This window comes from Streptomyces sp. (genome assembly GCF_019510245.1).
GTDB lineage: Bacteria > Actinomycetota > Actinomycetes > Streptomycetales > Streptomycetaceae > Streptomyces.
In genome coordinates this window covers 72,477-87,378 of record NZ_JAEKKT010000124.1, presented here as the reverse complement: position 1 = coordinate 87,378, position 14,902 = coordinate 72,477, and the positions used below count along the sequence as shown (strand labels likewise).

The following is a 14,902-nucleotide window of genomic DNA, read 5'->3' as shown; positions in this document are numbered from 1 at the left end:
TCGACCAAACTCTGCAGAACTGGATCCCATGAGCGCCATCTCCGTCGGTCAGGCCGCCGTCCTCGGGGTAGTCGAGGGGGTGACCGAGTTCCTTCCCGTGTCCTCCACCGGTCACCTCAAGATCACCGAGGGGCTCATGAACATCCCCGTCGACGACCAGTCCGTCGTCGGGTTCTCCGCCGTCATCCAGGTGGGCGCCATCGCCGCCGTGCTGGTCTACTTCTTCAAGGACATCAAGCGGATCGTCTCCGCCTGGGGCCGGGGGCTCGCCAACAAGAACGAGCGCTACCACCACGACTACAAGTTCGCCTGGTGGGTCATCTACGCGACCATCCCGATCGTCCTGGTGGGCCTCGCCGCCAAGCCGCTGATCGACGGCCCGCTCGCCTCCCTCTGGGTGGTGGCCGGCTCGCTGATCGTGGGCTCCGGTGTGATGTGGTGCGCGGACCAGATGGGCCGCCACAAGCGCGGTGAGGACGACACCTCCTTCAAGGACGCGATGCTGGTCGGCTGCTCGCAGATCCTCGCCCTGCTCTTCCCCGGCTTCTCCCGCTCCGGCGCCACCATGTCCACCGCGCTCATCCTGGACCTCGACCGCGTCGCCGCCACCCGCCTCTCCTTCTTCCTCGGCATCCCGGCCCTGACCGGCGCCGGCATCTACGAGCTCAAGGACGCGCTCGGCGCGGGCGTGGGCGCCGCGCCGCTGGCGGTCGGTACGATCGTCTCCTTCGTGGTCGCCTACGCCTCCATCGCCTGGCTGCTGAAGTTCGTCGCCAAGCACTCCTTCAACGCCTTCGTGATCTACCGGATCGTGATCGGCCTCGCGGTCTTCGGCCTGCTCGCCACGGGCACCATCAACGCCTGACCGGCCCCTGTTCGACGAGTCGACGCTCCGACACGGGGTGCGATGCCTGCATTCAGGCGTCGCACCCCGTGAATGTTTCCTTTCTCGACACCTTGACAGCCTCGTCCCGCAACCCGGAACATCTCACCCGTGAACCTGTCAGACAGCCCGACAGCCGGACAGCCCCCGCGGCGCGTGAGCGCCATGGAGGCGGTACTGGCGCATCTGCGCGGCGCCATCGAGCGCGGCGAGTACGCCGTGGGCGACAAGCTCCCCTCCGAGGCGGAGCTCTGCCGCACCCTGGAGATCAGCCGACCCGTCCTGCGCGAGGCCCTGCGGGCCCTGCAGACGATGGGCCTGACCGTCTCCAAGACCGGCAAGGGCACCTTCGTGGTCGCGAACGCCGTCGAGGACCCCACCTTCGGCGACTACGCGGCCAGCGACCTGCTCGAGGTGCGCCGGCACATCGAGATCCCGGTCGCCGGGTACGCGGCGCTGCGCCGCACCCCGGAGAACCTGGACCACCTGTCCCATCTGCTCGACCGCATGGAGCGGGAGACGGACACCACCGCGTGGGTCGCGATGGACACCCTCTTCCATCTCGCCGTGGCCGAGGCCGCTCAGAACCCGGTCTTCCGCCGGGTCATCGAGGAGATCCGCGACGCACTGGCGCGTCAGTCGGCCTTCCTGAACGAGCTGGGCGGCCGCCGGGAGCAGTCCAACCGGGAGCACCGGGCCATCGTCGAAGCGCTGATCGACGGTTCCGAGCTCGACGCCGTGGACGCCATGAGCCACCACCTCGACCGCGTCGAGACCACCCTCACCCACATCGTGCGCCCCGCGCGCACGGACCAGCACCAGGAAGGCGGAACCGAGGCGTGAGCGAACAGCACCTCAAAGACGAGACGCGCCCCTCGTCCCGTCACGTCGACGCCGGGGACCACGGCTACAGCAAGTCGCTGAAGCACCGGCACGTCAACATGATCGCCATCGGCGGCGCCATCGGCACCGGCCTCTTCCTCGGCGCCGGCGGCCGCCTCGCCGACGCCGGCCCCTCCCTCTTCGTCGCGTACGCGGTCTGCGGGGTCTTCGCCTTCCTCGTCGTGCGTGCCCTCGGCGAACTCGTCCTGTACCGCCCGTCCTCCGGTGCCTTCGTCTCCTACGCCCGGGAGTTCCTCGGCGAGAAGGGCGCCTACACCGCGGGCTGGATGTACTTCCTGAACTGGGCGACCACCGGCATCGCCGACATCACCGCGGTCGCCACCTACACCCACTACTGGGGCATGTTCTCCGACATCCCCCAGTGGGTGATCGCCCTCATAGCCCTGGCCGTCGTCCTCACCGTGAACCTGATCTCGGTCAAGGTCTTCGGCGAACTGGAGTTCTGGTTCGCGATCGTCAAGGTCAGCGCCCTGGTCGTCTTCATGGTCATCGGCATCTTCCTGCTGGTCACCCAGCACCCGGTGGACGGCGCGACCCCCGGCCCGTCCCTGATCACCGACAACGGAGGCGTCTTCCCGAACGGCCTGCTGCCGATGCTGCTGATCATCCAGGGCGTGGTCTTCGCCTACGCGTCGGTGGAGCTGGTCGGTGTCGCCGCCGGTGAGACCGAGAACCCCGAGAAGATCATGCCGAAGGCGATCAACTCGATCATGTGGCGCGTGGGCCTCTTCTACGTCGGCTCCGTGGTCCTCCTCTCGATGCTGCTGCCCTGGAACAAGTACTCGGCCGGCCAGAGCCCCTTCGTCACCGTGCTCTCGCACATCGGCGTCCCGGCGGCCGGCGGCGTGATGAACCTCGTCGTCCTCACCGCGGCCATGTCCTCGCTCAACTCCGGCCTGTACTCCACCGGCCGCATCCTGCGCTCCATGGCCGTCAACGGCTCCGCCCCGAAGTTCACCGCGAAGATGAGCCGCAGCCAGGTCCCGTACGGCGGCATCCTGCTCACCAGCGGTATCTGTGTCCTCGGCGTCGGCCTCAACTTCGTGGTCCCCGCCGACGCGTTCGAGATCGTCCTGAACTTCGCGGCGATCGGCATCCTCGCCACCTGGGGCATGATCATGCTCTGTCACCTGCTGTTCTGGCGGAAGACCCAGAACGGCGAACTCACCCGCCCCGGCTACCGGCTGCCGGGCTCCCCCTGGACCGAGATCGTGACGCTGGCGTTCCTCGCCTCCGTCCTGGTCCTCATGTACGCCGACGGCGGCGCCGGACGCACCACCGTGCTGTGCCTGCCGCTGATCGTCGCCGCGCTGGTCGCCGGCTGGTACGCCATCCGCGGCCGCCTCGCGCGCCCGTCCACCGGATCCGACGCGTGACCCGCGTACCGGTCCGTCCCACCTCACCCGAGACCAGGCAGTGATGTACAGCAGTTCCCCCGCGGCCGCACCCGTCGTCCGTGAACCCCTCCACGCCCCCGTCGCCCACCTCGTCCGCGGCAGGGTCGTCGAGGGCATCCACTACGGCTCCGTCGTCGTCCTCGGCGCCGACGGGCAGGTCCAGTTCCAGCTCGGCGACATCGAGGCCGCGTTCTACCCGCGCTCGGCCCTCAAGCCCGTCCAGGCCGTCGCCATGCTGCGGGCGGGGCTGCCGCTCGACGGCGACCTGCTCTCACTGGCCGCCGCGAGCCACTCCGGGGAGGAACGGCACCTCGCCGGGACCCGGCGGATCCTCGACCTCGCCGGGCTCACGGAAGCCGACCTGCGCAACGTGCCGGACATGCCGTACGGCCCCGCCGTGCGCGACACCTGGATCCGCGAGGGACGGCAGCCGTCCCGCCTCGCCCAGAACTGCTCCGGCAAGCATGCGGCGATGCTGTGGACCGCGAAGCTGAACGGGTGGTCGCTGGACGACTACCTCGATCCGGCGCACCCGCTCCAGCAGGCCGTCGCCGAGATCGTCGAGGACCTGACCGGGCAGCGGGTGGCGGCGACGACCGTGGACGGTTGCGGGGCGCCGCTGTTCTCCGTCTCCCTGCACGGGCTGGCGCGCGCGGTGTCGCGGATCGTCACCGCCGCGCCGGGTACGCCCGAGGCCCGGGTCGCCGACGCGATGCTGGCGCACGCCGAGATGGCGTCCGGTGCCGGGCGCGACGTGGCCGCGCTGATGGCGGCCGTGCCGGGGCTGCTGGCCAAGGACGGCTTCGAGGGCGTCGAGGTGGCCGCGCTGCCGGACGGCCGGGCCGTGGCCGTGAAGATCTCCGACGGGGCGGACCGGGCGCGGGTGCCGGTCGCTGCGGCCGCGCTGGCCAGGGCCGGGGTTGATCCCGGGCTGCTGACCGAGTTCGCGGGTCAGGCGCTGCTCGGTGGTGGGCGGGAGGTCGGGCGCGTGCGGCCCGTCCGTTCGCTGGAGCCGGTTGCTGTTTCGGCGTGCGCCTAGCCGTCTGCGTGGACTTGTCGTGCGGCGGCTGCGGGCCGGTTGTGCCTGGTCGCGCAGTTCCTCCCCCAGCCTTCGGCCGGGGGTGCCCCGAGCGCCCCTGACGGGGCGCTTCACCCTCACTCTTTCGAAACAGGACCCATGACTACTCGTAGCGAACACGATCTGCTCGGTGACCGGGATGTGCCCGTCGACGCCTACTGGGGTGTGCACACCCTCCGTGCGATCGAGAACTTTCCGATCACCGGCATGACGATCTCCGCCTACCCGCATCTGATCGACGCCCTGGCCGCCGTCAAGGAGGCCGCTGCCCTCGCCAACGAGGAGCTCGGGCTGCTGGCGCCGGAGAAGGCCGCCGCGATCGTCGCCGCCTGCCGGGAGATACGGGGCGGCAAGCTGCACGACCAGTTCGTCGTCGACGTCATCCAGGGCGGTGCCGGTACGTCGACGAACATGAACGCCAACGAGGTCGTCGCCAACCGGGCGCTGGAGCTGATGGGGCACCGCAAGGGGGAGTACCGGTACCTGCACCCCAACGAGGACGTCAACCTCGGTCAGTCGACCAACGACGTCTATCCGACCGCCGTCAAGATCGCGACGGTCTTCGCGGTGCGCGGCCTGCTCAAGGCGATGGCCGTGCTCCAGGACTCCTTCGGGCGCAAGGCCGTCGAGTTCCGGGACGTGCTGAAGATGGGCCGCACGCAGTTGCAGGACGCGGTCCCCATGACGCTCGGGCAGGAGTTCTCCACCTTCGCCGTCATGCTGGACGAGGACCGCAGCCGGCTCGCCGAGGCCGTCGAGCTGATCCACGAGATCAACCTGGGCGCCACCGCGATCGGGACCGGGCTCAACGCGCCCGCCGGGTACGCCGAGTCTGCGCGCCGGCACCTCGCCGAGATCACCGGGCTGCCCCTGGTCACCGCCGCCAACCTGGTGGAGGCGACCCAGGACTGCGGGGCGTTCGTCCAGATGTCCGGTGTGCTCAAGCGGATCGCGGTCAAGCTCTCCAAGAGCTGCAACGACCTGCGGCTGCTGTCGTCCGGGCCCCGTGCCGGGCTCGGCGAGATCAACCTGCCGCCGGTGCAGGCCGGTTCTTCGATCATGCCGGGGAAGGTCAACCCGGTGATCCCCGAGGTCGTCAACCAGGTCGCCTTCGAGGTCATCGGCAACGACGTCGCCATCACCATGGCGGCCGAGGCCGGCCAGCTCCAGCTGAACGCCTTCGAGCCGGTCATCCTGCACTCCCTGTCGGAGAGCATCACGCACCTGCGCAACGCCTGCCTCACGCTCGCCGAACGGTGCGTCGACGGCATCACCGCCAACACCGAGGTACTGCGGGCGACGGTCGAGAACTCCATCGGCCTGGTCACCGCCCTCAACCCGTACATCGGCTACACGGCGGCCACCGACATCGCCAAGGAGGCCCTCGTCACCGGCCGGGGCGTGGCCGAACTCGTCCTGGAGAAGGGCCTGTTGCCCGCCGAGCGGCTGGCCGCCCTGCTGCGTCCCGAGGTCGTCGCCGGCAGCGGCTCACCCCTCGCCTGACCTGCGGCTGCGCGCCAGGACCGGCCCGGAGGCACAATGGTGATCATGACAATGACGTCGTCCCGAGCCTTCCTGCCGGTCCTGGAGCGCATCGCCGAGGAAATAGGCCGCACACCGGGCCGCGGCCGCCCCGCCGACTACATCCCGGCCCTCGCCGCCTGCGACCCCCGCAGCTTCGGGATGGCCGTGGCCGAGCTGGACGGCACGGTCTACGGCGTCGGCGACTGGCGGCAGCCGTTCTCCACGCAGTCCATCACCAAGGTCTTCACCCTCGCCCTCGACCTGGCCCGCGAGGGCGACGAACTCTGGGAACACGTCGGCCGCGAACCCTCCGGCAACCCCTTCAACTCCCTGGTCCAGCTGGAGTACGAGAACGGCATCCCACGCAACCCCTTCATCAACGCGGGCGCCCTCGTCGTCACCGACCGCCTCCAGACCCGTACCGGTGACGCGGCCGGGGAACTCCTGGGCTTCCTGCGGGCCGAGAGCGGCAACCCCTCCCTGGACTTCGACAAGGAGGTCGCCGCCTCCGAGTCCCAGCACGGCGACCGCAACGCGGCGCTGGCCCACTTCATGGCCTCCTACGGCAACATCGACAACGACATCCCGGTCCTCCTCGACCAGTACTTCCGGCAGTGCTCCGTCGCCGCATCCTGCGCCGACCTGGCCCTCGCGACCACCTTCCTGGCCCGCCACGGCATCCGCGCCGACGGCACCCGCCTGCTGACCAGAAGCCAGGCGAAGCAGGTCAACGCGGTGATGCTGACCTGCGGCACGTACGACGCGGCGGGCGACTTCGCCTACCGGGTCGGCCTGCCGGGCAAGAGCGGGGTCGGGGGCGGCATCATCGCCGTCGTACCGGGGCGCTGCACGCTGTGCGTGTGGAGTCCGGGTCTGGACGAGCGGGGCAACTCGGTGGCGGGAGTGGCGGCGTTGGACAGATTTACCACTTTGACGGGCCTATCCGTTTTCTAGACCGGGACTGTGGCGCCCCGTAAGGGGCGCTGGGGGCACCCCCGGCCGAAGGGCGGGGGAGGAACTGCGCGACCAGCCACAACCGACCGGCACCCGACAACGCACCACTCACAGGTAACAACCAGGCCGCCCCCAAGAAAACACGCCGTCGCCTTCCGGCCACCCACCCTTGACACGCTGACCCAGTGTTGGCCATGGCTTTTCCCGTCGATCTACGCCGCTGCCAGGTACTCGGCCTGGCCGGCACCGCCTTCCTTGCCCTGGGAGGTGAGACAGCCGGTGCCCTCCCCGTGGAGGACCTGCTCGCACCCAGCTCCGTGCAGGCGGCGTTCGGCCTGGTCGGCGTCTACTTCGGCGTGGTGCTGCTGATCGCGGCCTGGCTGCTGCTGGGCCGCCTCGTGCGCGGCTCCGAACCGCCCACCCCGCGCCAGCTGTTGCTGGTCCTCGCTGTCTGGGCGGTCCCGCTGCTGCTGGCGCCCCCGCTGTTCAGCCGGGACGTGTACAGCTACCTCGCGCAGGGCGCCATGGTCGACGCGCACATGGACGTCTACACGTCGGGACCCGCCCAGCTCGGCGGCCCGCTCGCCGACGAGGTCGCCCCGGTGTGGCAGAACACCGCCGCCCCCTACGGCCCCGCCTTCATGGGCGTGGCCTCGCTGCTGGCCGGGCTGACCCGCGGCGAACTCCCGGCCGGGCTCTTCGGGATGCGGCTGGTCGCCCTGCTCGGCGTCGGCCTGATGGCGGCCGCGCTGCCCCGGCTCGCCCGGCACAGCGGCGCCGACCCGGCCGCCGCGCTCTGGCTCGGCGCCCTCAACCCGCTGGTGCTGCTGCACCTGGTCGCCGGCGCCCACAACGACGCCATCATGCTCGGTCTGCTCGGCCTCGGCCTGGTCGCGGCCCTCGGCCGCTGGCCGGTCCTCGGTGCCGTGCTCGTCACGCTCGCCGCGCTGGTCAAGGCACCCGCGGCGCTGGGGTTGCTCGCGGTGATCGTCGTACAGGCGCGCAGGGGCCGCGGTCCCGTGCCGGCCACCCTGACGACGGCGCTCGCCTCCGGGGCGACGACGGTGGTCGCGACCACCGTCGCCGGGACCGGGTACGGGTGGATAAGGGCGCTCGACACGCCCGTCTCCCCGCACAACTGGGCGCTCAGCAGCCTGCTCGGCCGGGCCACGGGCCGGGTCCTCGAACACTTCGGCAGCGATCTGGCGCCGCTCGCCGTCCCGGCCTGGCACCTGCTCGGGCTCGCGCTCACCGCGGTGACCGTGCTGCTGATATGGGTCCGGCTGCGGCCGCGCCCGGTCTACGCCCTCGGGCTGAGCCTCGCCGCGGTCGCCGCCTTCGGTCCTGCGATCCGCCCCTGGTACGCCATCTGGGGGCTCTTCCTCATAGCGGCCGCGGCGCCCAGCACCTCGGTACGCCACCGGGTGGCGGCGGTCACCGGCGTGCTCGCCCTCGCCGTGCTGCCCAGCGGCGGCCCCGCCGACCTCGGCCAGCTGGTCCTCGCCGTCTCCGGCGGGGTGCTCGGCGTGGTCGTCCTCTGGCAGGCCCACCAGGCCGCGCAGGCCCCGGCCGTGGGACGTACGGCATGACGGGCCCGCTGCGACCGCGGACCGACCGGGGGAGGATGCTGCTCGTCCTGGTCCTCGTCGCCGCCGTGACCGTCTTCACGGCCACCGTGCCACTGCTGCGCGACTGGTTCGACCTGCGCGTGTACTACGGCACCGTGCACACGTGGGTGCACCACGGCGGCCGGATCTACGACTACCGGGTGCCCGGCACCACGTACGGGTTCACCTATCCGCCGTTCGCCGCCGTCGGCATGCTGCCCATGGCGCTGGTGGGGCTGCACCTGGCCATCGCGGCCTCGCTGCTGCTGAACCTGGCCGCGCTGGCGTTCGTGCTGCGCATCCTGGCCGGGCCGGGCTGGCGGCGCTGGGGCTGGTACCGGTGGGCGCTGGCCCTGTGCGGGCTGGCGCTGTTCGAGCCGCTGCGGGACACCTTCAGCTTCGGCCAGGTGAACCTCCTGCTGCTGGCCCTGGTGCTGGCGGACTGCTGTCTGCTGCGCAGCGGGCGGGGCCGCTGGGCCGGGGCCGGCATCGGGCTCGCCGCCGCGATCAAGCTCACGCCGGCGCTGTTCATCTTCATGCTGCTCATCGGCCGCAAGTGGCGGGCGGTCGGGGTCGCCACGGCCATGGCGCTCGCCGCGACCGGGCTCGCGGCCTGGGCCGACCCGAGGGCGTCCCGTTTCTACTGGACCCAGGCGCTCTGGGACACCGGCAGGGTCGGACGGCTCGACTACGTCTCCAACCAGTCGCTGCAGGGCGTGCTGGCCCGGCTCGGCCATCCGGACAAGCCGCTGTGGGCGATCGTGGTGCTGCTCACGCTGGCCGTGTGGGCGTGGCGGACCCGCAAGGCCGTGGCGGCCGGCGACTGGACGGCCGCCTTCGCGCTCACCGGTCTCGCCGCCTGCCTGGTCAGCCCGATCACCTGGGTGCACCACCTGGTGTGGGTGCTGCCGTCGTTCGTGCTGCTGGCGCGTGCCGGGCACCCGCGGGCCGCGGGCGCCCTCTACGCGGTGATGTGCACCAGCGTGGTGTGGCTGTGGTTCGACGACGCGTCCGGTGTCGACGGGTTCCTCGGCAGCAACCTCTACACCTGGATCACGCTGGGCCTGCTGCTGGGCCTGCCGGTCGGTCAGTCCCGCCCGGAGCGCTCGCCCCTGAGCCGCGTCGCCAGGGTGACGGCGCCCGCGCCGAGGACGGCGAACCCCGCGACGACGGCGGTCTCCCACCAGTCGGAGCCGTCCTCGGGTGCCGTGGCCGCCGCCATCGGTACGGTGCTCGGGCCCGGCCGGGGCCGCGGCTTGGCGCGCAGACCGTCCAGCGAGCCCACCGGGTCGACCCGTCCGGCCGCCTCGAAACCCCAGTCGAGCAGCTGACGGGCCTCGTCGTACACGCCGCCGTCCTGTGGGTTCATCACCGTCACGAGGAGGGTGTGCCCGCCGCGCCGGGCGGCGGCGACGAGGGTGTTGCCGGCGTTGCTGGTGTAGCCGTTCTTGATCCCGATCAGGCCGGGATACCGTCCCACACCGTCCGCGCCGGTCAGCAGCCGGTTGGTGTTCTCGATGCCGAACGACCAGCCGGCGCCGTCGGGGAAGCGGGCCTCGGCGGTGGAGCAGTACCGCGCGAAGTCGGGGTTGCGCAGCCCCTCCCGGCCGAACACCGCCAGGTCGAACGCAGAGGAGACCTGCCCCGGTGCGTCGTAGCCGTCGGGGGACTCGACGTGCGTGTCGAGGGCGCCCAGGGCACGGGCGTTGGCCTGCATCCGGGTGGCGGTGCGCTCCCAGCCCCCGTCGAGCGCGGCGAGCACGTGCACGGCGTCGTTGCCGGAGCTGAGGAAGACCCCGCGCCACAGGTCGGAGACCTGGTAGGTGCGGCCCGCCTCGACGCCGACGACGCTGCTGTCCTCGGGGACGTCCGCCAGTTCCTCGGGCGTCACCCGGTGCTCGAGGCCGGCGGGCAGGACGGGCAGCACGGTGAGGGCGAACAGGGTCTTCAGGGTGCTGGCCGGGGGGAGTCTGCGGTGTGCGTGGTCGGCCGCCAGCACCTGGCCGGTGTCCGCGTCGGCGACCAGCCAGGAGAGCGCGGAGAGGTCCGGGAGCGCCGGGGCGCCGGGGTGCGGCCGCACCTGCGGGCCGGCGTGGTAGAGCAGCGACGGCCCGGGCACCACCGCCCTCGGAGGCGGGGCCGGCTCCCGGGTGCCGGCGGCGGCCGTGCCGGGCGTCAGCGCCAGCAGGCCCGCGAGGCAGACGGAGCAGGTCGTCACCGCCGCTCGCCGAGGGAATCGGCCATGGAATCCGATCGTCATATGATCAACGTAGGAACGGTGGCGGTTTCCAGCGCGCTGCCAGGGCCGGTCGGAGGCCCTGAGCAACCCGGATGCCGCACGCCCGGCCTCGCGTGAGCCTGCCGGGAGGGGGTTCAGCCCGCAGGCAGCGTCGGCTGCACACGGCGCAGGAAGGTCGCGTTGTCCGGGGTCTCCCGCAGCCGCTCCAGGAGCGTCTCCAGGCCGCCTGGGGTGCCCTCCCGGCTGTGCAGGGCCCGGCGCAGTCCGCGTACGGTGGCCAACTCGGCCGGGGTGAGCAGCAGTTCCTCCCGGCGGGTGCCGGAGGGGGCGATGTCCAGGGCCGGGAAGACCCGCCGGGAGGCCAGCTCGCGGTCCAGGCGCAGCTCCATGTTGCCGGTGCTCTTCAGCTCCTCGAAGAAGTAGCCGTCGGCCCGGGAGCCGGTGTCCACCAGGACGGTGGCCAGGATGGTGAGCGAGCCGCCCTCCTCGGCCTTGCGCGCGGCGCCGAAGAACCGCTTCGGTCCGAGCAGCGCGCCGGCGTCGACACCGCCGCTGAGGGTACGGCCGTTGGAGGCGGCCGCGTTGTTGTGGGCCCGGCACAGCCGGGTCAGGGAGTCCAGGAGGATGACGACGTCCCGGCCGTCCTCGACGAGCCGCTTGGCGCGCTCGACCACGAGTTCGGCGAGGGCGATGTGCTCCTTGGCGGGCCGGTCGAAGGTGGAGGCGTACACCTCGCCGCGCACCGAGCGCCGCATGTCGGTGACTTCCTCCGGGCGCTCGTCGAGCAGCAGCACCATGAGGTGGCACTCCGGGTGGTTGCCGGCGACGGCGGCCGCGAACTGCTGGAGCAGCACGGTCTTGCCGGTCTTCGGCGGGGCCACGATCAGCCCGCGCTGTCCCTTGCCGACGGGCGCGAACAGGTCGGTGACCCGTCCGGCCGGCCCGGCGGCCGGGTGTTCGAGGCGGATCCGCTCGTGCGGGTGGAGCGGGGTGAGGTCGCGGAAGTGGCGGCGGCCGCGCAGCTCCTCGGGCGTACGGCCGTTGACGCGCGTGATCCCGGTCAGCGTGCGCCGGTCGCCGCGGACGCCCTCGACGAGGTCGCCCCTGCGCAGGCCGTGACGGCGGATCAGCGCCGGGGAGACCTGCGGGTCGGCGGGGGAGGGCAGGCAGCTCGGGGCCCGCAGCTGCCCCTTCCCGCTCGCGTCGATGTCGAGGACGCCGGTGACGGGCCGGGTGTCCGGCCGGTCCTGCTGCTGTACCGGGGGTTCGAGTGTGGTGGTCATGAGAGGTGGTCCTTTCGAGGACGGAAGACAGGGGTGAAGGGGGAGTGGGCCGCGAGCGGGAGGGCGGGTGCGCAAGCCTCCGTGCGGCGGGGAACGACACCTCGGGAACGGCGGAAAGGCCCTGGTCACGAGGTGGTGCTGGGAAGCCGGCGGGCCGGTCGCGAAGCGACGGGCGATGCGGCTGGAGGAGTGGAACCGGCACTCGGCGCCCGATCGAAGGGCGCTCACACGTGCTGATCGCACTATACCCGCGGTTCCGGCGTCGTCAACATGGCACCGGTCACCGGTATTCCCGCCGCAGCCGCAGCCGCAGCCGCAGCCGCAGCCGCAGCCGCAGCCGCAGCCGACCGATCCGTGCCGGGGCCCACTGGCTGGGAAAAGCTCCTTCCCGCAGGCCCGCGGGCGCCTACGATCGGCCGTGTCCCCGTCGTACCGCTGTCAGGAGCTGCTGGTGGAGACCCCGCCCGTGCCGCACCGCCTGGACCCCGCCGGGGGCTGCCCGCACGCCGACAACGCCGGGCTGCTGGCGCGCGGTGCCGTGGCCCCGGTCGTGCTGCCCGGCGGCGTCGAGGGCATGGCCGTGCTCGGGCACGAGGCGCTCAGGGAGTTCCTCCAGCATCCCGAAGTCGCCAAGGACGCCCAGCACTTCACCCGGCTGCGGGACGGCCGCATTCCCGCGGGCTGGCCGCTGCTGACCTTCGCCACCGTGCGGGGCATGACCACCGCCGACGGCGCCGACCACCGCAGACTGCGCGGACTGGTCAGCCGTGCCTTCACCCCGCGGCGGGTCGAGGAACTCCGCCCCTGGATCGAGGAATTGGCCGGCACCCTGCTCGACGACCTGGAGCAGGCCGCGGCCGACGGCGGTGGCACCGCCGATCTGCGCCGCCACTTCGCGCTGCCGCTGCCCATGGGCGTGATCGGTGAACTTCTCGGCGTGGAGGCCGGGTTCCGCGACCGGCTGCACCACCTGACCAACCAGGTCGTGGCCACCGACATCGGACCCGCCGAGGCGGTCGCCGCCAACCGGGAGCTGGTCGCCGTCCTCGCCGCCGTCGCTGCCGCCCGTGCCGAACACCCCGGCGACGATCTCACCAGCGCCCTGATCGCTGCCCGCGACGAGGACGGCGACCGGCTCGGTCAGGAGGAGCTGATCGGCACCCTGGTGCTGATGATCATCGCCGGGCACGAGACCACCCTCAACCTGATCACCAACGCGGTGCGTGCCCTGTGCGGCCACCGCGACCAGCTCGAACTCGTCCGCAAGGGCCGTGCGAGCTGGGCGGACGTGGTGGAGGAGACGCTGCGCTGGGACGCGCCGGTCAGCTACTTCCCCTTCCGCTACCCGGTGCGGGACCTCACCGTCGACGGGACGGTGATCCCCGCGGGCACCCCCGTGCTGGCCGGCTACTCGGCCGCCGGTCGCGACCCCGCCGCGCACGGCCCGGACGCCGACCGGTTCGACGTCACCCGGCCCGGCCGCCCCGACGCCGTCCGCCACCTCTCCCTCGGCCACGGCGCCCACTACTGCCTGGGCGCCCCGCTGGCCCGCCTGGAGGCCACGGTCGCCCTGGAACGGCTCTTCGGCCGCTTCCCGGCTCTGGACCTCGCCGTCCCCGAGGACGGCCTGGTCCGGCAGTCCAGCTTCGTCGGCAACAGCGTGCGCGCCCTCCCGGTTCGGCCGGGCCCCCGGCCCCGCGGCTGAGGCGCATACCAGCCATACGAACCCCCGATGACGTTTCGCTGACGCATTTCTTGTTCTGGCCATAGGCCCTACCTACGCTGCCACCACCGCACTTCGGCGGCATGGACAAGGGACTTGGCAATCATGGGGCGACTGGCCGGAAAAATCGCTTTCATCAGTGGAACGGGGGCCGGAATCGGCCGGGCCGCGGCACAGGTGTTCGCGGCGGAGGGCGCCACCGTATTCGGCTGCGACATCGACGGGAAGAGCGCCGCGGAAACCGTGGAACTCGTCGGGAAGGCCGGCGGTGTCATGCGTTCCCTGGCGCCGGTCGACCTTTCCACCGAGGCCGGGGCGCGGGAGTGGATCGAGACCGGCATCGCGGAATTCGGCGCGATCGACATCCTCTACAACAACGCCTCCGCCCTGCGCAACGGCCCCTTCGAGACGATGCCCGCCGAAGACTGGTACTTCACCATCAGGAACGAGCTGGACATCCCGTACTTCTGCACCCGGGCGGCCTGGCCGCACCTGGTCGCACGCGGCGGCGGGGCCGTCCTGAACGTCGCCTCCGTCGCCGCCGTGCGCGGCGCGCCGTTCATGCCGATGGTGCCGCACGGCGCCGCCAAGGGCGGCGTCCTCGCGATGAGCAAGCACCTGTGCGCGGCCGGCGCGCCGCACCGCATCCGCGTCAACACCATCGCCCCCGGCATGACCCGCACCTCGGCCACGGCGCCCTTCCTCGACGACCCGAACGGCCCGAAGGCCCAGCTGGAGGCGCGGATCCCGGCCGGCCGGGTCGGGCAGCCCGAGGACATCGCCCGTGCGGCGGCCTTCCTCTGCTCCGACGAGGCGGCCTTCGTCAACGGCGCCAACCTCATGGTCGACGGCGGCGACAGCGCGATGGCGGGCTGAGCACGGATGCACGCACGTCTCGACCACGTCGGCGTCAACGTACGCGACCTGCCCGCCCAACTCGGCTGGTACAGGACGGCCTTCGGCCTGGAGACCGTCTTCGAGTTCCGTCTCGACGGCCCCGGACTGACCGGAGTCGTCCTGGAACACCCGCACGGCTGGCGGCTCGAACTGCTCGCCAGGCCCGGGTCCGCGCCCGGCCTGAGGGCACCGGACCCGATGACCGCCGTCCTCACCGAGGGGTACGGGCACTTCGCGGTCACCACCCCCGAACTCGACCCCGTGTATGCCGCATTGGTGGCCCACGGAGCCGGCGAGGTACTGAAACCCGGACCGTCCCCCGAACCCGGGATTCGGATGGCCTGGGTCAAGGACCCCGAGGGAAATCTCATCGAACTCATAGAACGCGGCACCACCGTTAACCCGTGAGATGGA

Annotated in this window: 12 protein-coding genes and 1 pseudogene; 11 read left to right on the top strand and 2 right to left on the bottom strand. The window is 71.8% G+C overall.

All coding sequences use genetic code 11. The features are described from left to right. The first annotated feature begins 28 nt into the window (after positions 1–28). The 8 genes from JF597_RS13370 (at position 29) to JF597_RS55530 (ending at position 9,677) form a co-directional block, all read left to right on the top strand. Positions 29–865, top strand: coding sequence for an undecaprenyl-diphosphate phosphatase (locus JF597_RS13370; protein ID WP_293993490.1), 837 nt, complete (start codon positions 29–31; stop codon positions 863–865). A gap of 183 nt (positions 866–1,048) precedes the next feature. Beyond that, positions 1,049–1,726: a FadR/GntR family transcriptional regulator gene (locus JF597_RS13365; protein ID WP_293993539.1), complete on the top strand. Its 678-nt coding sequence runs from the start codon at positions 1,049–1,051 to the stop codon at positions 1,724–1,726. Continuing rightward, on the top strand, positions 1,723–3,162 hold the full coding sequence (locus JF597_RS13360) for an amino acid permease (protein ID WP_293993488.1): 1,440 nt from the start codon (positions 1,723–1,725) through the stop codon (positions 3,160–3,162). The genes JF597_RS13365 and JF597_RS13360 overlap by 4 nt, the downstream gene beginning before the upstream one ends. Before the next feature lie 43 nt (positions 3,163–3,205). Then, complete coding sequence (locus JF597_RS13355) at positions 3,206–4,222, top strand: asparaginase (protein WP_293993487.1); 1,017 nt, start codon at positions 3,206–3,208, stop codon at positions 4,220–4,222. A 138-nt stretch (positions 4,223–4,360) separates the two neighbouring features. Beyond that, complete coding sequence (gene aspA, locus JF597_RS13350) at positions 4,361–5,764, top strand: aspartate ammonia-lyase (RefSeq protein WP_293993485.1); 1,404 nt, start codon at positions 4,361–4,363, stop codon at positions 5,762–5,764. Positions 5,765–5,800: 36 nt separating this feature from the next. Next, entirely contained in the window at positions 5,801–6,739 is a 939-nt protein-coding gene (locus JF597_RS13345) for a glutaminase (protein WP_293993484.1), read from the top strand. A 194-nt stretch (positions 6,740–6,933) separates the two neighbouring features. Then, positions 6,934–8,328 (top strand): polyprenol phosphomannose-dependent alpha 1,6 mannosyltransferase MptB, encoded by a 1,395-nt coding sequence (mptB, locus tag JF597_RS13340; protein ID WP_293993483.1) that lies wholly within the window; start codon positions 6,934–6,936, stop codon positions 8,326–8,328. After that, positions 8,325–9,677, top strand: a complete 1,353-nt coding sequence (locus JF597_RS55530) for a glycosyltransferase 87 family protein (protein WP_366916399.1) — start codon at positions 8,325–8,327, stop codon at positions 9,675–9,677. The genes mptB and JF597_RS55530 overlap by 4 nt, the downstream gene beginning before the upstream one ends. An 89-nt stretch (positions 9,678–9,766) precedes the next feature. On the opposite strand, the pseudogene JF597_RS13330 reads toward JF597_RS55530, so the two are convergent. Both JF597_RS13330 and rho read right to left on the bottom strand, forming a co-directional pair. Continuing rightward, positions 9,767–10,606: pseudogene (locus JF597_RS13330) on the bottom strand (serine hydrolase); the annotation flags it as partial. A 113-nt stretch (positions 10,607–10,719) separates the two neighbouring features. Beyond that, on the bottom strand, positions 10,720–11,868 hold the full coding sequence (gene rho, locus JF597_RS13325) for a transcription termination factor Rho (RefSeq protein WP_293993479.1): 1,149 nt from the start codon (positions 11,866–11,868) through the stop codon (positions 10,720–10,722). Positions 11,869–12,319: 451 nt separating this feature from the next. Between rho and JF597_RS13320 the strand changes: the two genes are divergently transcribed. The 3 genes from JF597_RS13320 (at position 12,320) to JF597_RS13310 (ending at position 14,896) form a co-directional block, all read left to right on the top strand. Continuing rightward, entirely contained in the window at positions 12,320–13,573 is a 1,254-nt protein-coding gene (locus JF597_RS13320; protein WP_293993478.1) for a cytochrome P450, read from the top strand. A 123-nt stretch (positions 13,574–13,696) separates the two neighbouring features. Beyond that, complete coding sequence (locus JF597_RS13315; protein ID WP_293993476.1) at positions 13,697–14,467, top strand: SDR family NAD(P)-dependent oxidoreductase; 771 nt, start codon at positions 13,697–13,699, stop codon at positions 14,465–14,467. A gap of 6 nt (positions 14,468–14,473) precedes the next feature. Next, positions 14,474–14,896, top strand: a complete 423-nt coding sequence (locus JF597_RS13310) for a VOC family protein (RefSeq protein ID WP_293993474.1) — start codon at positions 14,474–14,476, stop codon at positions 14,894–14,896. The last annotated feature ends 6 nt before the right edge of the window (positions 14,897–14,902 follow it).